Annotated in this window: 17 protein-coding genes; 11 read left to right on the top strand and 6 right to left on the bottom strand. The window is 61.3% G+C overall.

The genetic code is table 11. From position 1 onward, the window contains the following. Positions 1-10: 10 nt before the first annotated feature. The 3 genes from dapD (at position 11) to QCBJ_RS23910 (ending at position 2,725) form a co-directional block, all read left to right on the top strand. On the top strand, positions 11-1,045 hold the full coding sequence (gene dapD / locus QCBJ_RS23920; RefSeq protein WP_012722589.1) for a 2,3,4,5-tetrahydropyridine-2,6-dicarboxylate N-succinyltransferase: 1,035 nt from the start codon (positions 11-13) through the stop codon (positions 1,043-1,045). A 64-nt stretch (positions 1,046-1,109) separates the two neighbouring features. Continuing rightward, entirely contained in the window at positions 1,110-2,315 is a 1,206-nt protein-coding gene (locus QCBJ_RS23915) for an aminotransferase class V-fold PLP-dependent enzyme (protein WP_043204901.1), read from the top strand. Then, the gene (locus QCBJ_RS23910; protein ID WP_102061741.1) at positions 2,312-2,725 is read left to right on the top strand and encodes a SufE family protein; all 414 of its coding nucleotides are present in this window, start codon (positions 2,312-2,314) and stop codon (positions 2,723-2,725) included. The genes QCBJ_RS23915 and QCBJ_RS23910 overlap by 4 nt, the downstream gene beginning before the upstream one ends. 116 nt (positions 2,726-2,841) lie before the next feature. Here the strand turns inward: QCBJ_RS23910 and tcdA are convergent, their stop codons facing one another. After that, positions 2,842-3,651 carry a tRNA cyclic N6-threonylcarbamoyladenosine(37) synthase TcdA gene (tcdA, locus tag QCBJ_RS23905; RefSeq protein ID WP_046036662.1) on the bottom strand — a complete coding sequence of 270 codons (810 nt, stop codon included), beginning with the start codon at positions 3,649-3,651 and terminating at the stop codon, positions 2,842-2,844. 217 nt (positions 3,652-3,868) lie between these two features. Between tcdA and QCBJ_RS23900 the strand changes: the two genes are divergently transcribed. The 4 genes from QCBJ_RS23900 (at position 3,869) to QCBJ_RS23885 (ending at position 9,090) form a co-directional block, all read left to right on the top strand. Beyond that, a complete protein-coding gene (locus tag QCBJ_RS23900) occupies positions 3,869-6,460 on the top strand; it encodes a glycosyltransferase (RefSeq protein WP_012722585.1) in 2,592 nt (863 codons plus the stop codon). Between the two features lie 237 nt (positions 6,461-6,697). Continuing rightward, positions 6,698-7,849 (top strand): succinyl-diaminopimelate desuccinylase, encoded by a 1,152-nt coding sequence (gene dapE / locus QCBJ_RS23895; RefSeq protein WP_102061740.1) that lies wholly within the window; start codon positions 6,698-6,700, stop codon positions 7,847-7,849. Beyond that, positions 7,849-8,658, top strand: a complete 810-nt coding sequence (locus tag QCBJ_RS23890; protein ID WP_012722583.1) for a putative RNA methyltransferase — start codon at positions 7,849-7,851, stop codon at positions 8,656-8,658. Before dapE ends, QCBJ_RS23890 begins: the two co-directional genes overlap by 1 nt. A gap of 54 nt (positions 8,659-8,712) precedes the next feature. Next, complete coding sequence (locus tag QCBJ_RS23885; RefSeq protein WP_012722582.1) at positions 8,713-9,090, top strand: hypothetical protein; 378 nt, start codon at positions 8,713-8,715, stop codon at positions 9,088-9,090. A 175-nt stretch (positions 9,091-9,265) separates the two neighbouring features. Here QCBJ_RS23885 and QCBJ_RS23880 read toward each other — a convergent pair whose 3' ends face one another. Continuing rightward, positions 9,266-9,475, bottom strand: coding sequence for a cold-shock protein (locus QCBJ_RS23880; protein ID WP_003219353.1), 210 nt, complete (start codon positions 9,473-9,475; stop codon positions 9,266-9,268). A 180-nt stretch (positions 9,476-9,655) separates the two neighbouring features. Here QCBJ_RS23880 and plsB point away from each other — a divergent pair, with 180 nt between their 5' ends. Genes plsB through QCBJ_RS23865 form a run of 3 tightly spaced genes read left to right on the top strand, consistent with a single transcriptional unit; the run spans position 9,656 to position 13,358 of the window. Continuing rightward, positions 9,656-12,175, top strand: a complete 2,520-nt coding sequence (gene plsB, locus QCBJ_RS23875) for a glycerol-3-phosphate 1-O-acyltransferase PlsB (RefSeq protein WP_102061739.1) — start codon at positions 9,656-9,658, stop codon at positions 12,173-12,175. A 51-nt stretch (positions 12,176-12,226) separates the two neighbouring features. After that, positions 12,227-12,628, top strand: a complete 402-nt coding sequence (locus QCBJ_RS23870; RefSeq protein WP_043204895.1) for a YbaY family lipoprotein — start codon at positions 12,227-12,229, stop codon at positions 12,626-12,628. 40 nt (positions 12,629-12,668) lie between these two features. Then, positions 12,669-13,358 carry a DUF4197 domain-containing protein gene (locus tag QCBJ_RS23865; RefSeq protein ID WP_012722579.1) on the top strand — a complete coding sequence of 230 codons (690 nt, stop codon included), beginning with the start codon at positions 12,669-12,671 and terminating at the stop codon, positions 13,356-13,358. Between the two features lie 67 nt (positions 13,359-13,425). Here the strand turns inward: QCBJ_RS23865 and QCBJ_RS30075 are convergent, their stop codons facing one another. The 3 genes from QCBJ_RS30075 to QCBJ_RS23855 form a co-directional block, all read right to left on the bottom strand. Then, positions 13,426-13,638: a hypothetical protein gene (locus QCBJ_RS30075; RefSeq protein WP_122809887.1), complete on the bottom strand. Its 213-nt coding sequence runs from the start codon at positions 13,636-13,638 to the stop codon at positions 13,426-13,428. A gap of 155 nt (positions 13,639-13,793) precedes the next feature. Next, positions 13,794-16,859 (bottom strand): efflux RND transporter permease subunit, encoded by a 3,066-nt coding sequence (locus QCBJ_RS23860; protein WP_093544159.1) that lies wholly within the window; start codon positions 16,857-16,859, stop codon positions 13,794-13,796. 6 nt (positions 16,860-16,865) lie between these two features. Next, on the bottom strand, positions 16,866-17,966 hold the full coding sequence (locus QCBJ_RS23855; RefSeq protein WP_102061738.1) for an efflux RND transporter periplasmic adaptor subunit: 1,101 nt from the start codon (positions 17,964-17,966) through the stop codon (positions 16,866-16,868). Positions 17,967-18,060: 94 nt separating this feature from the next. On the opposite strand from QCBJ_RS23855, the gene QCBJ_RS23850 reads away from it, so the two are divergent. Beyond that, a complete protein-coding gene (locus QCBJ_RS23850; protein WP_102061737.1) occupies positions 18,061-18,696 on the top strand; it encodes a TetR/AcrR family transcriptional regulator in 636 nt (211 codons plus the stop codon). 130 nt (positions 18,697-18,826) lie between these two features. On the opposite strand, the gene QCBJ_RS23845 is transcribed toward QCBJ_RS23850, so the two are convergent. After that, positions 18,827-19,609 carry a class I SAM-dependent methyltransferase gene (locus tag QCBJ_RS23845; RefSeq protein ID WP_012722574.1) on the bottom strand — a complete coding sequence of 261 codons (783 nt, stop codon included), beginning with the start codon at positions 19,607-19,609 and terminating at the stop codon, positions 18,827-18,829. Positions 19,610-19,685: the final 76 nt, after the last annotated feature.

Here is a 19,685-nt window from a genome sequence, read left to right as displayed (position 1 = left end):
AGGTAACAGCATGTCCAATTCCCTGTTCAGCCTGGGCTTCGGCGTCGGCACTCAGAACCGCCAAGGTGCTTGGCTGGAAGTGTTTTACGCACAACCGTTGCTCAATCCATCGGCTGAAATTGTCGCCGCCATCGCACCGATCCTCGGTTACAGCGAAGGCAACCAGGCGATTACCTTCACCGTCACCCAGGCCCTGCAACTGGCAGACGCGCTCAAAGGTGTTGATGCCACCCAAGCCGCGCTGCTGAGCCGCCTGGCTGAAAGCCACACCCCGCTGGTCGCCACCGTGCTGGCCGAAGACGCGGCACTGACCTCCACCCCCGAGGCCTACCTCAAGCTGCACCTGCTGTCCCACCGCCTGGTCAAGCCGCACGGCCTGAGCCTGGCCGGTGTGTTCCCGCAGTTGCCGAACGTGGCCTGGACCAGCCAGGGCGCGATCGACATCGCGGAATTGGCCGAGCGCCAGCTGGAGGCCCGCCTGCGCGGCGAGCTGCTGGAAGTGTTCTCGGTGGACAAGTTCCCGAAAATGACCGACTACGTCGTACCAAGCGGCGTACGTATCGCTGACGCCGCGCGTATCCGCCTGGGCGCCTACGTGGGCGAAGGCACCACCGTGATGCACGAAGGCTTCGTCAACTTCAACGCCGGCACCGAAGGTCCGGGCATGATCGAAGGCCGTGTATCGGCGGGCGTGTTCGTCGGCAAGGGCTCGGACCTGGGCGGCGGTTGCTCTACCATGGGCACCCTGTCGGGCGGCGGCAACATCGTGATCAAGGTGGGCGAAGGCTGCCTGATCGGCGCCAACGCCGGTATCGGTATCCCGTTGGGCGACCGCAACACCGTGGAGTCGGGCTTGTACGTCACTGCCGGCACGAAGGTTGCGCTGCTGGACGAACAAAACCAACTGGTCAAAGTGGTCAAGGCACGTGAGCTGGCCGGCCAGCCGGACCTGCTGTTCCGCCGCAACTCGGAGACCGGTGCGGTGGAGTGCAAAACCCACAAATCGGCCATCGAACTGAACGAAGCGCTGCACGCTCACAACTAAGCAGCCACTCGATGCCACTAGCGGGCCCCGACCCTGGGGCTCGCTTATACGAGTCTTGAACACCATGCTAGTGCCCTCCCCCTGGCGCGCCGATTTCCCGGCCATCGCCACGCTGCAACGGCAAGACCAGACTTACCTGGACAACGCCGCCACCACGCAAAAACCCCAGGCCCTGTTGGATGCCATCAGCCATTACTACGCCAATGGCGCAGCCAATGTGCACCGTGCCCAGCATTTGCCAGGCGCCCATGCGACGCAAGCCTTCGAAGACAGTCGCAGCAAGGTCGCGCAGTGGTTGAATGCAGGCGACAGCGGGCAGATCGTCTTCACCCACGGCGCGACCTCAGCGCTGAACCTCTTGGCCTATGGCCTAGAGCACTTATTCAATGCGGGCGATGAGATTGTCATCAGCGCCCTGGAACACCACGCCAACCTGCTGCCCTGGCAGCAACTGGCCAAACGTCGCGCCGCCACGCTGGTGGTATTGCCGCTGAACGATGACGGCGTGATCGACCTGCCGGCCGCCGCCGAGCTGATCGGCCCACGCACACGCTTGCTGGCGGTGAGCCAGTTGTCCAACGTGCTCGGCGCCTGGCAGCCGCTGGAGGCCCTGCTGGCGCTCGCCCAGCCACACGGCACCCTGACGGTGGTCGATGGCGCCCAGGGCATCGTCCATGGCCGTCACGACGTGCAGGCTTTGGGCTGCGATTTCTATGTGTTTTCCAGCCATAAGCTGTATGGCCCGGATGGCGTCGGCGTGCTGTTCGGGCGCAACGAAGCCTTGCATCACCTGCGCCACTGGCAGTTTGGCGGCGAGATGGTGCAACAGGCGGACTACCACAGCGCCAGCTTCCGCCCGGCACCGTTGGGTTTCGAGGCGGGCACCCCGCCGATTGCCAGTGTGATCGGCCTGGGCGCCAGCCTGGATTACCTGGGTTCGCTGGACCAGCCCGCGATCGTCGCCCATGAGGCGGCGCTGCATGACTACCTGTTACGTGGCCTCAAAGCGCGCAATGGCGTGCGCGTGCTGGGGTCGCCACAGGTCGCGCTGGTCAGTTTTGTCGTCGATGGCGTGCACAACGCGGACCTCGCGCACCTGCTCACCGAGCAAGGCATTGCCGTGCGCGCCGGCCATCACTGCGCAATGCCGCTGCTCAAGGCGATGCATCTATCGGGGGCGATTCGCGTGTCCCTGGCGCTGTATAACGATTCCGATGACCTGGAGCGCTTCTTTGAAGCGCTGGACCAGGCGCTGGACATGCTGCGATGAGCCTGCCGGTAGAGGCCGTTGCCGCACTGGAGGCTTTTCAAGCCGTGGGCAGTTGGGAGCAGCGCGCGCGGATGCTGATGCAATGGGGCGAGCGGCTGCCAGCATTGGCGGATGAAGATAAGACCGAGGCCAACCTGGTGCAGGGCTGTGAAAGCCTGGTGTGGTTGGTGGGGCGTTTGGAGGACGGTCGCTGGCAGTTTGCTGCGAGCAGCGATGCACGGATGATTCGTGGGTTAGTCGCATTGCTGCTGGCGCGGGTCAATGGGCTTTCTGCTGCCGAGCTACTGGCCGTGGACCTGCCCGACTGGTTCAATCAATTGGGGCTTTCCCGTCAACTCTCACCCTCGCGCAGCAATGGCCTCAACGCGGTCCTGCAACGCATGCGCGAACTCAGCCATACACAAAGCTAAATGTGGGAGGGGGCTTGCCCCCGATTGCAGGGTGTCAGTCACTGAACAAGTTGGCTGATCCACCGCTATCGGGGGCAAGCCCCCTCCCACATTTGAATTGTGTAGGGTTCCGAGATTTAAGTGGGCTTGACCCGCTCCGACGGCCGCCGCACCCCTGCCACAATTTTATCCACTGCCTTGGTCGCCGCCACCATGCCGAAGGTGGCCGTCACCATCATCACCGCGCCAAACCCACCGGCGCAGTCCAGCTTCACCCCGTCCCCGACGAAACTCTTCTGCAAACAAATGCTGCCATCCGGCTTGGGATAGCGCAGTTGTTCGGTGGAAAACACGCACGGCACGCTGTAATGGCGGGTCACGGTGCGGGAGAAACCATAGTCGCGGCGCAAGGTGGAGCGCACTTTCGACGCCAGCGGGTCGTTGAAGGTACGGTTCAGGTCGCAGACCTGGATCAGCGTCGGGTCGATCTGCCCGCCCGCGCCGCCGGTGGTGATGATCTGGATCTTGCGGCGCTTGCACCAGGCGATCAGTGCCGCCTTGGCGTTGACCGCGTCGATGCAGTCGATCACGCAGTCGATGTTGGGGGTGATGTACTCGGCCATGGTGTCGCGGGTCACGAAGTCCGCCACCGCATGCACCGTGCAATCCGGGTTGATCGCGCGCAGGCGCTCAGCCATCACTTCGACCTTGGGTTTACCGACGGTGCTGTCCAGCGCGTGCAACTGGCGGTTGCTGTTGCTGACGCAGACGTCATCCAGGTCAAACAGCGAAATCTCGCCCACCCCGCAACGGGCCATGGCTTCCGCCGCCCACGAGCCCACGCCGCCGACGCCGACAATCGCCACATGGGCCGCTTTCAAGCGTTCCAAGCCTTCAATGCCATACAAGCGGGCGACGCCTGCAAACCGCGGATCTTCTGTACTCATGACCATTACCCCAAAAACCGGCGCGCATTATGGGCTACGCAGCGGCAAGTTTTAAGCTACAAGTTACAAGTAAAGAACTTAGATGTACTTTCGCTGCCCAATGTCCGGTTTTTCTCGGCTTGCTGTACGGTCAGGGAAGGGCCGGTGTAGGATGCGCGCCGTTCGGCGTAGGCCGACACCTCTTTTCGTTCCACACCCTTTGGAACCCGAAATAGCCATGGCATCGCGTAAATTTGGACTCAACCTAGTGATAGTGCTGGCAATTGCCGCGCTATTCAGCGGTTTCTGGGCGCTGATCAACCGCCCGGTCACCGCCCCCAACTGGCCTGAACAGATCTCCGGTTTTTCCTACTCGCCGTTCCAGCAAGGCCAGTACCCACAGAAAGACCAGTACCCGACCGACGACCAGATGCGTCGCGACCTCGAGATCATGAGCAAGCTGACGGACAACATCCGTACCTACTCGGTCGACGGCACGCTGGGGGATATCCCCAAGCTGGCCGAGGAGTTCGGCCTGCGTGTGACGCTAGGGATCTGGATCAGCCCGGATCTTGAGCGCAACGAGCGAGAAATCCAGCGCGCCATCGAAATCGCCAACAGCTCGCGCAGTGTGGTACGGGTAGTGGTCGGTAACGAAGCCCTGTTCCGTGAGGAAATCACCCCTGAAGCGCTGATTGTGCTGCTCGACAGGGTCCGCGCCGCCGTGAAAGTGCCGGTGACGACGTCCGAGCAATGGCACATCTGGGAAAAGAACCCGCAACTGGCCAAGCACGTCGACCTGATCGCCGCGCACATCCTGCCGTTCTGGGAATACATTCCGATGGACAAGGCCGGCCAGTACGTACTCGACCGCGCCAGGGACCTGAAGAAACTGTTCCCGAAAAAGCCGTTGCTGCTGTCGGAAGTGGGCTGGCCGAGTAATGGCCGCATGCGCGGTGGCAATGAAACGTCGCCTGCCGACCAGGCGATTTATCTGCGCACACTGGTGAACAAGCTCAATCGCCAGGGTTTCAACTACTTCGTGATCGAGGCGTTCGATCAGCCGTGGAAAGTCAGTGACGAAGGCTCGGCCGGCGCTTACTGGGGTGTATACAACGCTGCGCGCCAGCAGAAATTCAACTTTGACGGGCCGGTGGTGGCGATTCCGCAATGGCGCGTGCTGGCCATCGGTTCGGTGGTGCTCGCGCTGCTGTCCCTGACCCTGCTGATGATCGATGGCTCATCCCTGCGCCAGCGTGGCCGCACCTTCCTGACCTTTATCGCGTTTCTCTGCGGTTCGGTGCTGGTGTGGATCGGCTACGACTACAGCCAGCAATACAGCACCTGGTTCAGTGTCACCGTGGGGATCCTCCTGGCCCTTGGCGCCCTCGGCGTGTTTATCGTGTTGCTGACCGAAGCCCACGAACTGGCGGAAGCGGTATGGACCCACAAGCGCCGGCGTGAATTCCTACCCGTGGAGGGAGATTCGGACTACCGCCCGAAAGTGTCGATCCATGTGCCGTGTTACAACGAGCCGCCGGAGATGGTCAAACAGACCCTCGACGCCTTGGCCGCCCTCGATTACCCGGATTACGAAGTCCTGATCATCGACAACAACACCAAGGACCCGGCCGTGTGGGAGCCGGTACGCGACTACTGCGAAACCCTCGGCCCGCGCTTCAAGTTCTTCCACGTCGCGCCGCTGGCGGGTTTCAAGGGTGGTGCACTGAACTACCTGATCCCGCACACCGCCAAGGACGCCGAAGTGATCGCGGTGATCGACTCGGATTACTGCGTGTCGCCGAACTGGCTCAAACACATGGTGCCGCACTTCGCCGACCCGAAAATCGCCGTGGTGCAGTCGCCGCAGGATTACCGCGACCAGAACGAAAGCACCTTCAAGAAGCTCTGCTACGCGGAATACAAAGGCTTCTTCCATATCGGCATGGTGACGCGCAACGACCGTGACGCGATCATCCAGCACGGCACCATGACCATGACCCGTCGCTCGGTGCTCGAAGAACTGGGCTGGGCCGACTGGTGCATCTGCGAAGATGCCGAACTGGGCCTACGCGTGTTCGAGAAAGGCCTGTCGGCGGCGTATTACCACGACAGCTACGGCAAGGGCCTGATGCCGGATACCTTTATCGACTTCAAGAAACAGCGTTTCCGCTGGGCCTACGGGGCGATCCAGATCATCAAGCGCCACACCGCGAGCCTGTTGCGTGGCAAGGGCACCGAGCTGACCCGTGGCCAGCGCTACCACTTCCTCGCGGGCTGGTTGCCGTGGGTGGCGGACGGCATGAACATCTTCTTCACCGTGGGCGCCCTGTTGTGGTCGGCGGCGATGATCATCGTACCGACGCGGGTCGACCCGCCGTTGCTGATTTTCGCGATTCCGCCATTGGCGCTGTTTGTGTTCAAGGTCGGCAAGATCATCTTCCTCTACCGCCGTGCGGTAGGCGTGAACTTGAAGGATGCATTCTGCGCAGCCCTGGCCGGTCTGGCGTTGTCCCACACCATCGCCAAAGCGGTGCTGTATGGCTTCTTCACCACCAGCATTCCGTTCTTTCGTACACCGAAAAACGCGGATAACCACGGCTTCTGGGTCGCGATTTCCGAAGCCCGCGAAGAGATGTTCATCATGCTGCTGTTGTGGGGCGCGGCGCTGGGGATCTACCTGGTGCAGGGCCTGCCCAGCAATGACATCCGCTTCTGGGTGGTGATGCTGCTGGTCCAGTCGCTGCCGTATGTGGCGGCGCTGGTGATGGCTTTCCTGTCGTCGCTGCCGAAACCGGCGCCGAAGGTCGAGCTGGCAACCGCTGAGTAAAAACTTGCGCAATGCACTAAACGGCGGCCTCTGGCCGCCGTTTTGCTATAAGATAACGGCCGTTTTATGAGTCTTGGCCCAGGCCAATGCTTTGTGTGGGAGGGGGCTTGCCCCCGATGGCGGTGGGCCAGTCAACAGATGCAGTGACTGACACTCAGCCATCGAGGGCAAGCCCCCTCCCACACTGAATCTACGCCCCTTACGTCCTGCGCCCATCACATGCTTCCGGAGTTTCCCATGACGGCCCATGCCGACCTTTCGCCGACCCTTCAACTCGCTATCGACCTGATCCGTCGCCCCTCAGTGACGCCGATCGACGCCGATTGCCAGAAGCTGATGATGCAGCGCCTGGGCGACGCCGGTTTTGCGCTCGAGCCGATGCGCATCGAAGACGTGGACAACTTCTGGGCCACCCATGGCAAGCATGACGGTCCGGTGCTGTGCTTCGCCGGCCACACCGACGTGGTGCCGACCGGCCCGGTGCAAGCCTGGCAGAACGACCCGTTCGACGCGTTGATCGACGAAAACGGCATGCTCTGCGGGCGTGGCGCGGCGGACATGAAAGGCAGCCTGGCGGCGATGCTCGTGGCGGCCGAGCGCTTTGTCAGCGACTACCCGGACCACAAGGGCTCGGTCGCCTTCCTGATCACCAGCGATGAAGAAGGCCCGGCGCACCACGGCACCAAAGCCGTGATCGAACGCCTGGCCGCACGCAAGGAGCGTCTGGACTGGTGCATCGTCGGCGAGCCATCAAGCACCACCTTGGTGGGCGATGTGGTCAAGAACGGCCGTCGTGGCTCCCTCGGCGCGACCCTGACCGTACGCGGTGTACAGGGCCACGTGGCGTACCCGCACCTGGCGAAGAATCCGATCCACTTGGCTGCACCGGCCCTGGCGGAACTGGCTGCCGAGCATTGGGATGACGGCAACAGCTTCTTCCCGCCCACCAGTTTCCAGATCTCCAACCTCAATTCCGGCACCGGCGCGACCAACGTGATCCCCGGCGACCTGACAGCGGTGTTCAACTTCCGCTTTTCCACCGAATCCACCGTCGAAGGCTTGCAACAACGGGTGGCCGAGATTCTCGACAAACATGGCCTGGATTGGCACGTGGAGTGGGCGTTGTCGGGCCTGCCCTTCCTCACCGAACCGGGCGCGTTGCTGGATGCGGTCTCGGCGAGCATCAAGGCGATCACCGGGCGTGAGACCCAGGCGTCCACCAGCGGCGGTACCTCCGATGGACGTTTCATCGCGACCCTCGGCACCCAGGTGGTCGAGCTGGGCCCGGTCAACGCAACGATCCATCAGGTCAATGAGCGCATCCTGGCCAGCGATCTCGATGTGCTGACCGAAATCTACTACCAGACCCTGATCAAGTTGCTCGCCTGATGCTCGCCTGCCCCATTTGCAGCGCGCCGCTCAATGCGGTGGACAATGGCGTGGCGTGCCCGGCCGGACACCGTTTCGACCGCGCGCGCCAGGGTTACCTGAACCTGTTGCCGGTACAACACAAGAACAGCCGCGACCCCGGCGATAACCTGGCCATGGTCGAGGCGCGCCGCGACTTTCTCAACGCCGGGCACTACGCCCCGGTGGCCAAGCGCCTGGCTGAACTGGCCGCCGAACGTGCGCCGCAGCGCTGGGTGGACATCGGTTGTGGCGAGGGTTACTACACCGCGCAAATCGCCGAAGCCCTGCCCCACGCCGATGGCTACGCGCTGGATATCTCCAAGGAAGCGGTCAAACGCGCTTGCAAGCGCAACCCGGCGCTGACTTGGTTGATCGCCAGCATGGCCCGTGTGCCGTTGGCCTCAGGCAGTTGCCAGTTTCTCGCCAGCGTTTTCAGCCCATTGGATTGGGAAGAGGCCAAGCGCCTGCTCAGCCCCGGCGGCGGCTTGATGAAGGTCGGCCCTACCGCCGGCCACCTGATGGAACTGCGTGAGCGTTTATACGACGAAGTGCGCGAATACACCGACGACAAGCACCTGGCCCTGGTGCCGGACGGCATGAGCCTGGCGCACAGCGAAACACTGGAATTCGCCCTGAGCCTGGCCGAACCCCAGGACCGTGCCAACCTGCTGGCGATGACACCCCACGGCTGGCGCGCCAGTGCCGAGCGCCGCGCCGACGTGATCGAGGCGGCCGAGCCGCTGCTGGTCACGGTATCGATGCGCTACGACTATTTCGTGCTTCAATAACAGACTTTCCAGTATCCGCGAATGGATTTTCGAATCCCGCAACGAGGAACATCCATGCGCCAACCCGATATAGAGATTTACCTGAAGGACGCCGACGTCGACTACAAGGCCATCGCGGCCTGGCTCGGCGCCGCCCTGGGCCCCTGCACCGACTGGGTCCAGAAGGGCCAGACCTACAAGTGCAAGGCCGGCAACGTACCCGTTACCTGGCTGCCGAAAGCTGTAGGCAAATGGAACAGCCTGTACCTGGAAAGCGACCAGACGCCGTGGGACGACGACATCGCCTGTGCCCGCGCAGCCTTTGCCGCGCTGAACGTCGAAGTGCGTTGCGCACCGGGCACCTGGGTTGAGGAAGAAGGTGAAGAAAGCGCTGACACCTGGATTCGCATCAGTGAAGACGGTGAAGAGCAGATCACCTGGAAAACCGCATAATCCTGAAAATAGGTGGGAAGTGCTTGTGTGGTGAGCGGGCTTGCCCCGCGCTGGGCTGCGTAGCAGCCCCAACAAGAACGCCGCGGCGTAATGTTTTAGGGCCGCTTCGCAGCCCAGCGCGGGGCAAGCCCGCTCACCACAGCAAGCCCCTTGCCACATCTGTACAGCGGTGGGCTTACAGCCCCACCACATCCTCCGCCTGCAACCCCTTCTCGCCAGTCACCACGGCGTACTCCACCTGCTGGCCCTCGGCCAAGGAACGATGGCCCTCACCGCGAATGGCGCGGTAGTGCACAAACACATCCTTGCCGTCTTCACGCTGGATAAAGCCATAGCCCTTTGCGTCATTGAACCACTTCACATTACCGGTTTCGCGCGTTGCCATCTGTTCACTCCCACCTGATTGTTATTGTTGAGTCGGTCGCGTTGAACTGCCGAGTATAAGACAGGCTCAAAAACGATCAACTCAAGTTTACATCGCTGCTTTTTTGCCGATTTTCGGTGAATACGGCACACTACCCGCCCGAGCGCCTGCTCGGTTTTTTCCACTTGAAGCAGCACGCCTATGACCCGCTCTCCGTTCCGCCGTCTAGTGTTTGGCACCTTGCGCCGACTGTTGTACCTCTGGGTTCGCTCAGAGACGATCAACCAGTCGTCCTTAACCCTTAACCTGGACCGCAGCCGGCCGGTGTTCTACGTCCTGCAATCGCCCTCCCTCAGCGAATTGGCCGTGGTCGATGCCGAGTGCACCAAGGCCGGCCTGCCGCGCCCGGTGCTGCCGGTATCGGTCGGCCCGTTGATGGAACCGGCGGCGTTCTTCTACCTCACGCCGGAACCGGACTGGCTCGGACGCCAGGACAAGCGCGGCGCACCACCGACCCTGACCCGCCTGGTCAATACCCTCAGCGAGCACGCCGAAGAGAATGCACAAATCATTCCGGTCAGCGTGTTCTGGGGGCAGTCGCCGGAGAGCGAGTCCAGCCCGTGGAAGCTGCTGTTTGCCGACAGCTGGGCGGTCACCGGGCGTCTACGCCGCCTGTTGAGCATCCTGATCCTGGGCCGCAAGACCCGCGTGCAATTCTCCGCGCCTATCAACTTGCGTGAATTGATCGAGCACAATAAAGGGCACGAACGCACCGTGCGAATGGCCCAGCGCATCTTGCGTGTGCACTTTCGTAACCTGAAGACCGCCGTGATCGGCCCCGACTTGTCACACCGGCGCAACCTGGTGAAGGGCCTGGTCAACATGCCGCTGGTGCGCCAGGCCATTGCCGACGAAGCCGAACGGGAAAAGATCACCCCGGAAAAAGCCAAGGCCCAGGCCCTGCGCTACGGCAACGAAATCGCCTCGGACTACACCTACACGGCGATCCGCTTCCTCGAAGTGGTGCTGAGCTGGTTCTGGAACAAGATCTACGACGGCATCAAGGTCAATAACATCGAAGGTGTGCAAAAGGTTGCCCAGGGCTACGAGGTGATCTACGTGCCCTGCCACCGCAGCCATATCGATTACCTGTTGCTCTCGTATTTGCTGTTCAAGAATGGCCTGACCCCACCGCACATCGCCGCCGGGATCAACCTGAACATGCCGGTGATCGGCAGCCTGCTGCGCCGTGGCGGTGCGTTTTTCATGCGCCGCACCTTCAAGGGCAACCCGCTGTACACCTCGGTGTTCAACGAGTACCTGCACACCTTGTTCACCAAGGGCTTCCCGGTGGAGTACTTCGTCGAAGGCGGACGCTCACGCACCGGGCGCATGCTGCAGCCGAAGACCGGGATGCTGGCGATTACACTGCGCAGTTTCCTGCGCTCTTCGCGCATGCCCATCGTGTTTGTGCCGGTGTACATCGGCTACGAGCGCGTACTCGAAGGCCGCACCTACCTGGGCGAGCTACGTGGCGCGAGCAAGAAGAAAGAGTCGATCTTCGATATTTTCAAAGTGGTTGGCGCGCTCAAGCAGCGCTTCGGCCAAGTCGCCGTCAATTTCGGCGAGCCGATCAAGCTGGCTGAGTTCCTCGACGCCGAGCAACCGGACTGGCGCTCCCAGGAGCTGGGCCCGAACTACAAACCCGCCTGGCTGAATGAAACCACCAACCGCCTCGGCGAACAGGTGGCGCGCCACTTGAACGAAGCTGCGGCAGTGAACCCGGTGAACCTGGTGGCGCTGGCATTGCTGTCCACCACGCGCCTGGCCCTCGACGAACAAGCCATGGCGCGCCAGTTGGATTTGTACCTGGCGCTGCTGCGCCGCGTGCCCTACTCGCCCCATACCACCCTGCCCGACGGCGATGGCCTGGCGCTGATCAAGCACGTCAAGGACATGGATCTGCTGTCGGAACAGAGTGATGCGCTGGGTAAGATTTTGTACCTGGACGAGCAGAATGCCGTCCTCATGACCTACTACCGCAACAACGTGCTGCACATTTTTGCGCTGCCGGCGCTGCTGGCCAGTTTCTTCCAAAGCAGCTCGCGGATGAGCCGCGATCAGATCCTGCGCTATACCCACGCGCTGTACCCGTACCTGCAATCGGAGCTGTTTATCCGCTGGTCGCTGGACGAGCTGGACACCGTGGTCGACCAATGGCTGGAGGCCTTTGTCGAGCAAGGCCTGCTGCGTTTCGAGAACAACGTGTACCTGCGCCCGGCGCCGAGCTCGCGGCACTTTGTGCTGCTGACGCTGCTGTCCAAGACTGTCGCCCAGACCCTGCAACGCTTCTACATGGCGATTTCGCTGCTGCTCAACAGCGGCCAGAACAGCATCAGCGCCGAAGAGCTGGAAGACCTGTGCACGATCATGGCCCAACGCCTGTCGATCCTGCATGGCCTCAACGCCCCGGAATTCTTCGACAAGAGCCTTTTCCGACATTTCATCCAGACCTTACTGGAGCAAGATGTGCTGCGCCGCGACGAAGCCGGTAAGTTGAGCTACCACGACCTGCTCGGCGAACTGGCCGAAGGCGCGGCCAAGCGCGTGTTACCGGCGGAGATTCGCCTGTCGATCCGTCAGGTCGCCTTGCATCGCGTGGATGGGGCCGCCGAAGCCTCGGTCGAACCGCAACCGCCAAAACCTGAAGAAAGCCGCTAGATTTAAGCAGGCGCCGGATGGAATCCGGCGCCGTTGAAAAGGAGCTGCACCTTGAAAAAGATCATCCTCCTGGGCCTTACCGCCCTGCTCGGAGCCTGCCAATCCATGACGCCCGCTCCCAAGGCCAGCCTCGACGGCGAAGTCTTCTACCTGCAACGTATCGCCCTGCCGCCGGCCGCGACCTTGAGCGTCAGCCTGCAAGACGTGTCCCTGGCGGATGCACCCGCCGTGACCCTCGCCGAGCAGAAAGGCCCGGTCAAAGGCCAAGTGCCGCTGCCCTTCCACCTGAGCTACGACCCCGCGCAAGTCAAACCCGGCCACAGTTATTCGGTGAGCGCTCGCATCGAACTGGATGGCAAGCTACTGTTTATCACCACCGAACGGTACTCCGTGCAGCTCAATGGCCAGGACCCACACCCCCTGCGCCTGCGCGTCGACGCTGTAGCCCACTGAGTCGTCTCTAGAACATAAGCCCTATTAAAAGGAAGCGCCCATGCTCCGTAACTCCCTTCGCTTTACTGCCCTGTGTGCTGGTTTGTTGCTCGGTGCCAACGCCATGGCCCTGGACTTGAGCAGCCTGTCCCAGGGTGACGCCAGCGGCGGCCTCAAGGACGCCCTGACCCAAGGCGCGCAGATCGCCGTGAAGCAACTGGGCGTCCCCGGTGGTTTCAGCAACAACCCGGAAGTGAAGATCGGCCTGCCTGGCAAGCTGGGCAAAGTGGCCGACAAACTGAAAATGTTCGGCATGGGTGACCAGGTCACCCAGCTGGAAACCAGCATGAACAAGGCCGCCGAAACCGCCGTGACCCAGGCCCAGCCGATCCTGGTCAACGCCGTCAAGAACATGAGTGTGACTGACGCGAAGGGCATCCTCAGCGGCGGCCAGGATTCCGCCACCCAGTACCTGAACAAAAGCAGTCGCGAGGCCATCCGCGCCAAGTTCCTGCCGATCGTCAAGGCCGCTACCGACAAGGTCGGCGTGGCTCAGCAGTACAATGCCCTGGCCGGTAAAGCCGCAGCCTTTGGTGCGGTGGATGCCAAGAGCGCCAACGTCGAAAACTACGTGACCGAGCAGGCACTGGACGGGTTGTTCAAGATGATTGCCAAGCAAGAAGAAACCATTCGCGAGAACCCAGCGGCTGCCGCGACCAGCCTGGCGAAGAAAGTCTTCGGCGCCCTGTAAGCTCGCGCTCTGAGCCCGGACAGGTGGGGGAGGCTCACCTGCCCGGATTCAAGCAGTTCTGGCGTAATTAGAAGAACTTCCCTATACCAAAACCACCGAAGGCGATCATGCCCAAGGGCATGACACCGAAGCCAATTGCCGCGCCGCTCTTGGGCTTGCAAGGGTCTTCAGGCTTATTGCAGGAAGGGGATTTGGAGCAAGGGGGGTTAGGCTTGGCAGGCGCACAGGAGTTGCTGCCGCAGCCGGGCTTCCAAGCATTAAAATTAATACCTATTTTCATAAATACTCCTTGAATCATCAGATTTATGCTTCTGCCGACAGGGATAAAACCCTGGTGGCAAAAGACCTGGCAATCAGGTAATTCATGAGTGGCCCCTCGCCGAATAAACGTTCCTGGCTCCGTAATACGTTTGTGATTATCCCTACGACAAGGTTTTACACGGCCTGCGGTTTGACCCGGAACCATGCGGCGTACAACGCCGGCAAAAACAACAGCGTCAACGCCGTGGCCACAATCAGCCCGCCCATGATCGCCACGGCCATTGGCCCGAAAAACACGCTGCGCGACAACGGAATCATCGCCAGTACGGCCGCCAGGGCTGTCAGCACAATCGGGCGGAAACGTCGGACGGTGGCTTCAATAATCGCCTGCCAGGGTGCCAGTCCCGCCTTGATGTCCTGTTCGATCTGGTCAACCAGGATCACCGAGTTACGCATGATCATCCCCGACAGTGCGATGGTTCCCAGCATGGCCACGAAGCCGAAAGGTTGACGGAATACCAGCAGGAACAATGTCACACCGATCAGTCCCAGCGGGGCAGTCAGAAACACCATGGCGGTGCGCGAGAAGCTGCGCAGTTGCAGCATCAGCAGGGTCAGCACCACCACAATGAACAAGGGCACACCGGCCTTGACCGAATTCTGGCCACGGGCAGAGTCCTCGACCGTACCGCCGACATCCAGCAAATAGCCATCCGGTAGCTCAGCGCGTACGCCTTCGAGGGTCGGCAGGATCTGTTGGACTAACGTCGCCGGTTGTTCCTTGCCATAGATATCCGCGCGAACAGTCACGGTGGGCAAGCGGTTGCGGTGCCAGATGACACCCTCTTCGAAGCCGTATTCGAGGGTGGCTATCTGCGACAGCGCTACGCTTTTACCATTGTCGGTAGGCACGGCCAGGCTTGGCAGCAGCGACAGTTCGGTGCGCTCGTGCACGGTGCCGCGCAAGAGGATTTCGATCAACTCGTTGTCCTCGCGGTATTGGCTGACGGTGGAACCGGTCAACGAACTCTGCAGGAATTTCGACAGGTTGGCGGTGCTCACACCGAGGGCACGGGCGCGGTCCTGGTCGATGTTGAGGTAGACGATCTTGCTCGGTTCTTCCCAGTCCAGGTGCACGTTGACCACATGGGTATTTTCGCGAACCTTGGCCGCAACCTTACGTGCGAGGGCGCGGACCTCTTCGATATGTTCGCCGGTCACGCGAAACTGCACTGGATAGCCTACAGGTGGGCCGTTTTCCAGACGTGTGACGCGTGAACGCAGGTCGGGGAATTGTTCGTTGAGGGTTTCGATCAACCAGGTGCGCAGGGTTTCGCGCTCCTCGATGGTTTTGGCCAATACTACAAACTGGGCGAAGCTGGTGGCCGGCAGCTGTTGATCCAGCGGCAGGTAGAAACGCGGCGAGCCTGTGCCGACGTAGGCCACGTAGTTATCGATACCGGCGTGATCCTTGAGCAAGGCTTCCAGGCGCTTGACCTGGTCGGCAGTATTGCTCAGGGAGGCGCCTTCGGCCAGCTTCAGGTCGACCATCAACTCCAGGCGGCCGGAGGCCGGGAAGAACTGCTGTGGCACAAAACGAAACAGCGCGACCGAGCCGATAAACAGCAGCAGCGTCAGGACGATTACGGTTTTGCGTCGCCGTACGCACCACTCCACCCAGCGTCTTACACGTTGATAGAACGGTGTTCCGTAGGGATCAGGGCCATCAGTGCCGTGCTTGGCCGCATGAATTTTCGCCAGGTCCGGCAGGAGTTTTTCCCCCAGATAAGGCACAAACACCACGGCGGCGACCCACGAGGCCAGCAACGCGATGGTCACCACCTGGAAGATCGAACGCGTGTATTCACCGGTGCTCGACTGCGCAGTGGCAATCGGCAGGAATCCGGCGGCGGTGATCAATGTACCGGTGAGCATCGGGAACGCCGTGCTGGTCCAGGCGAAACTCGCGGCTTTGAGTCGGTCGTAACCCTGCTCCATTTTGATCGCCATCATTTCCACTGCGATGATGGCATCGTCCACCAGCAGGCCTAACGCCAACACCAGGGCACCGAGGGAAATCTTGTGCAGGCCGATCCCGAGGTAATACATGGTGGCAAAGGTCATCGCCAGCACCAGCGGAATTGCCAGGGCTACCACCATGCCGGTGCGCACGCCGAGGGAAAAGAAACTCACCAGCAACACGATGGCCAGCGCTTCGGCCAGTACCTGCACAAATTCGCCGACGCTGGTTTTCACTGCCGCCGGTTGGTCCGAGACCTTGCGCAGCTCCATGCCCGCAGGAAGGTTCTTCTGCAAGCGTGCGAATTCGACTTCCAAGGCTTTGCCCAGGACCAGGATATCGCCGCCGTCACGCATGGCGACGGCCAGGCCGATGGCGTCCTCGCCCATGTAGCGCATGCGCGGGGCCGGTGGGTCGTTGAAGCCACGGTGGATGTCGGCCACATCGCCGATACGGAAGGTGCGGTCACCCACGCGAATCGGAAAGCTGCGGATCTCTTCAACGGTCTTGAAATTGCCCGATACCCGAAGTTGCACACGCTCGCTCGGGGTTTCAAAGAAACCCGCCGTCGAGACCGCATTCTGTTCCTGCAAAGCCTGCTGCACCGCCGCCAGGGGTAAACCGAGGGTGGCGAGCTTGAGGTTGGACAGCTCGATCCAGATCTTCTCATCCTGCAGGCCGAGCAACTCGACCTTGCCCACATCCGGCACCCGCTGCAGTTGAATCTGGATACGGTCGGCGTAGTCCTTGAGCACGGCGTAGTCAAAGCCATCGCCGGTCAGCGCGTAGATGTTGCCGAAGGTGGTGCCGAATTCATCATTGAAAAACGGCCCCTGGATGTCCGGCGGCAACGTCTGGCGGATGTCGCTGATCTTCTTGCGCACCTGGTACCACAGCTCGGGGATCTGCGCCGAATGCAGGGAGTCGCGCGCTATAAAGGTCACCTGGGATTCACCGGGGCGCGAGAAAGAGACGATGCGCTCGTACTCACCGGTCTCCATCAGTTTCTTTTCAATACGCTCGGTGACTTGCCGCGAGACTTCCTGGGCTGTAGCGCCGGGCCAATTGGTCTTGATCACCATGGCCTTGAAGGTGAACGGCGGGTCTTCGCTTTGCCCCAACTTGGAGTAGGACAAAGTACCGACCACTGCCAGCAGAATCATCAGGAACAGTACGATCTGGCGATTACGCAACGCCCATTCGGAAAGATTGAAACCCATCGGGGACTACTCCTTGGCCGCCAGATTCACCACGCGGTTGGCGCGATCCACCGGACGCACTTGCTGGCCTTCGTGGAGCACATGCACACCGGCGGCAATGACCCAATCGGTCGGGCTCAAGCCTTCCAGTACCGGGACGGTTTTTTCACCAAAGGCGCCAATACGGACCGGCACGCGTTTGAGGGTGTTGTCGGACTGTACGCGCCAGACGTAGGACGCACCGTTCTCCGCACTGAGGGCAGAGAGCGGCACCGACAGCGGAATAATGCCGTCAGCCTGTATGAATACGCGGGCGCTCTGGCCCAGTTCCGCCGGCACCTTGCCGCCAGTGAACGCCACGCGGGCCGCGAACGTGCGCGACTTCGGATCGGCCGCCGGTGACAGCTCGCGAATACGCCCGCTGAAGCGCTGGTCGGGCTGGCTCCACAGCTCGACCGACACCGGCTGGCCGATCTTGAAGCGACCAAAACCTTGCTCGGGCAGGCTGATCAGCACTTCGCGCTCGCCATCGGTGGCCAGGGTGAACACCGTCTGGCCGGCAGACACCACCTGGCCGACTTCGACCGCGCGCTTGGCCACCACACCGTCCTGGGGTGCGCGCAGCACGGCGTAGCCAGCCTGGTTGCTGGCCACGTCAAACTCGGCCTTGATCTGCTTGAGGCGTGCTTCTCCGGATCTATAGAGGTTTTCAGAATTGTCGTACTGGGAACGGCTGACCATCTGACGGTCCATCAGGGTCTTGTAGCGATCGCGCTCGGCACGCACCAGGCTCAGGTTGGCCTCGGCGGCGGCGACTTGGGCACGGGTCGCTTCGAGTTGCAGGCGCACGTCCTGAGGGTCGAGCTCCGCCAGCGCCTGGTTGGCCTTGACCCGTTCGCCCTCCTCCACCAGCCGCTTACTGACTTTGCCGCCAATGCGAAACGCCAGGTCCGGCTCATAGCGTGCGCGCACTTCGCCGGGGTAGCTGTCCATCGACTGCGCAGAAGGCTGTGGCTGCACCACCATGGCCGGTCGGATGGTGGTCTGGGTCGCTTCTTCATGGCCACAGGCGGCCAATAGGAGGACCAGACTGACAGGCAACGCAAAGGGCAGGAAAATGCTGCGCATGCTGTAGGACCTTTTCGCTAATGGAGCTAGGAATAATTATACTGACGGGTATGTTATTAATACCAAACTCACCAGTCCAGTATTAAAGGTGAAAATGTCCGACAATCCTGTAAACACCAATAGTCCCGGGCGTCCCAAGGACATGGCAAAACGCCAGGCAATCCTTGAAGCCGCGAAAATCCTGTTTTTGAGCAATGGCTACGCCAGTACCAGCATGGATGCCGTTGCACTGGGAGCGGGCGTGTCGAAATTGACCGTCTACAGCCATTTCAACGATAAAGAGACGTTATTCACCGCCGCCGTAGTGGCTAAGTGCGAAGAACAACTGCCGGTGATGTACTTCGAGCTGCCCGTGGGTGTGCCCGTAGAAACTGTGTTGCTGAACATCGCGCGAGGGTTCCATCGCCTGATCAACAGCGAAGAGTCGGTCAACCTGCATCGCCTGATGATGACCACGGGCAATCAAGACGTGAAACTCTCACAGATTTTCTTCGAGGCCGGCCCCATGCGCATGTTGCAAGGCATGGAGCGCTTGTTGAGCAAGATCGATCAGAGCGGCGCGCTGAGCATCGACAAACCGTTTACCGCAGCCGAGCACTTCTTCTGCCTGCTCAAAGGCACGGCGAACTTTTGCTTGCTGTATGGCTGCGGCGGGCAACTGAGCGAAGAAGCCGCCGAAGAACATGTACAGGAGGTGGTGGGGTTGTTTATGCGGGCGTACAGGCCTTAAAGGCTCGTTGCATGGACGGGCCTCATCGCTGGCAAGCCAGCTCCCACATTTTGATCGCTGGGCAACAGGTAAATAGCGGTCGGCTGTAAGGCCGCCGGCGGGAGCAAGCTCCCTCGCCACAGGTCCACGATCAAGGCTTGAGCGCTTTCTTGGGGTAGATGTCATACCGACTGGACTTGCCATCCAGCGCATGACTTGGCTTGGGCCCGTCAATGCACGGCGCCTTGCGCGGGCGCTTGACCACCACACGGTGGCTGGCCAGGGCCAACGCGGCAGCCAACAGCGCCGGGGCGTCCGGATCATCTCCCACCAGCGGCCGGAACAGGCGCATCTCCTTCTTCACCAGCGCAGTTTTCTCACGGTGCGGGAACATCGGGTCAAGGTAGATCACCTGGGGCGGCTCACCTTCCCAATTGCGCATCACGTCGATGGAGTTGCCCTTGAGCAACTGCATGCGCGCCACGATCGGCGCCACCTCAAAATCATCCGCGCCACGCGCCAACCCATCTTCAAGCAACGCGCCGATCAGCGGCTGGCGCTCGATCAAACTCATCTCGCAGCCCAGGCTGGCCAGCACGAAAGCGTCCTTGCCCAGGCCGGCCGTGGCGTCCAGCACCCGTGGACGCACGCCTTGGGCAATGCCCACGGCCTTGGCGATCATCTGCCCGCTGCCACCACCGTACAGGCGCCGATGCGCCGCTCCGCCTTCGACAAAGTCCACCCGCACCGGCCCAGGCGCGTCAGGCCCAAGCTGTTGCAACTGCAGGCCATGTTCGCCGACTTGCAGGGAAAAGTCCGCATCCGCCAGCTGCAACGGCAGCCCCAACAGTGACGCCCACTGCTCGGCACGGGCCTTGAAACCGTCGCCCAAGGCCTCGACCTGGATGCGGCTGGCCGCTGGTTGTTCGCTCATCAATCGCTACGCTCAAAAATATTAAGGATCGGCAACTACCGGCCGATAAAAACAACAGTCAGGTATTTTGCCAGAG

This window comes from Pseudomonas sp. QC2 (assembly GCF_002859085.1).
Classification (GTDB): Bacteria; Pseudomonadota; Gammaproteobacteria; order Pseudomonadales; family Pseudomonadaceae; genus Aquipseudomonas; species Aquipseudomonas petroselini.
The sequence above is the reverse complement of the archived record's forward strand: the minus strand, read 5'-3'. Positions and strand labels throughout refer to the sequence as shown.

What these genes read in the sequence shown, in the direction of transcription:
- dapD (WP_012722589.1), top strand. Translation starts at nt 11, where the DNA reads ATGTCCAATTCCCTGTTCAGCCTGGGCTTCGGCGTCGGCACTCAGAAC.
- QCBJ_RS23915 (WP_043204901.1), top strand. Translation starts at nt 1,110, where the DNA reads ATGCTAGTGCCCTCCCCCTGGCGCGCCGATTTCCCGGCCATCGCCACG.
- QCBJ_RS23910 (WP_102061741.1), top strand. Translation starts at nt 2,312, where the DNA reads ATGAGCCTGCCGGTAGAGGCCGTTGCCGCACTGGAGGCTTTTCAAGCC.
- tcdA (WP_046036662.1), bottom strand. Translation starts at nt 3,651, where the DNA reads ATGAGTACAGAAGATCCGCGGTTTGCAGGCGTCGCCCGCTTGTATGGC.
- QCBJ_RS23900 (WP_012722585.1), top strand. Translation starts at nt 3,869, where the DNA reads ATGGCATCGCGTAAATTTGGACTCAACCTAGTGATAGTGCTGGCAATT.
- dapE (WP_102061740.1), top strand. Translation starts at nt 6,698, where the DNA reads ATGACGGCCCATGCCGACCTTTCGCCGACCCTTCAACTCGCTATCGAC.
- QCBJ_RS23890 (WP_012722583.1), top strand. Translation starts at nt 7,849, where the DNA reads ATGCTCGCCTGCCCCATTTGCAGCGCGCCGCTCAATGCGGTGGACAAT.
- QCBJ_RS23885 (WP_012722582.1), top strand. Translation starts at nt 8,713, where the DNA reads ATGCGCCAACCCGATATAGAGATTTACCTGAAGGACGCCGACGTCGAC.
- QCBJ_RS23880 (WP_003219353.1), bottom strand. Translation starts at nt 9,475, where the DNA reads ATGGCAACGCGCGAAACCGGTAATGTGAAGTGGTTCAATGACGCAAAG.
- plsB (WP_102061739.1), top strand. Translation starts at nt 9,656, where the DNA reads ATGACCCGCTCTCCGTTCCGCCGTCTAGTGTTTGGCACCTTGCGCCGA.
- QCBJ_RS23865 (WP_012722579.1), top strand. Translation starts at nt 12,669, where the DNA reads ATGCTCCGTAACTCCCTTCGCTTTACTGCCCTGTGTGCTGGTTTGTTG.
- QCBJ_RS30075 (WP_122809887.1), bottom strand. Translation starts at nt 13,638, where the DNA reads ATGAAAATAGGTATTAATTTTAATGCTTGGAAGCCCGGCTGCGGCAGC.
- QCBJ_RS23860 (WP_093544159.1), bottom strand. Translation starts at nt 16,859, where the DNA reads ATGGGTTTCAATCTTTCCGAATGGGCGTTGCGTAATCGCCAGATCGTA.
- QCBJ_RS23855 (WP_102061738.1), bottom strand. Translation starts at nt 17,966, where the DNA reads ATGCGCAGCATTTTCCTGCCCTTTGCGTTGCCTGTCAGTCTGGTCCTC.
- QCBJ_RS23850 (WP_102061737.1), top strand. Translation starts at nt 18,061, where the DNA reads ATGTCCGACAATCCTGTAAACACCAATAGTCCCGGGCGTCCCAAGGAC.
- QCBJ_RS23845 (WP_012722574.1), bottom strand. Translation starts at nt 19,609, where the DNA reads ATGAGCGAACAACCAGCGGCCAGCCGCATCCAGGTCGAGGCCTTGGGC.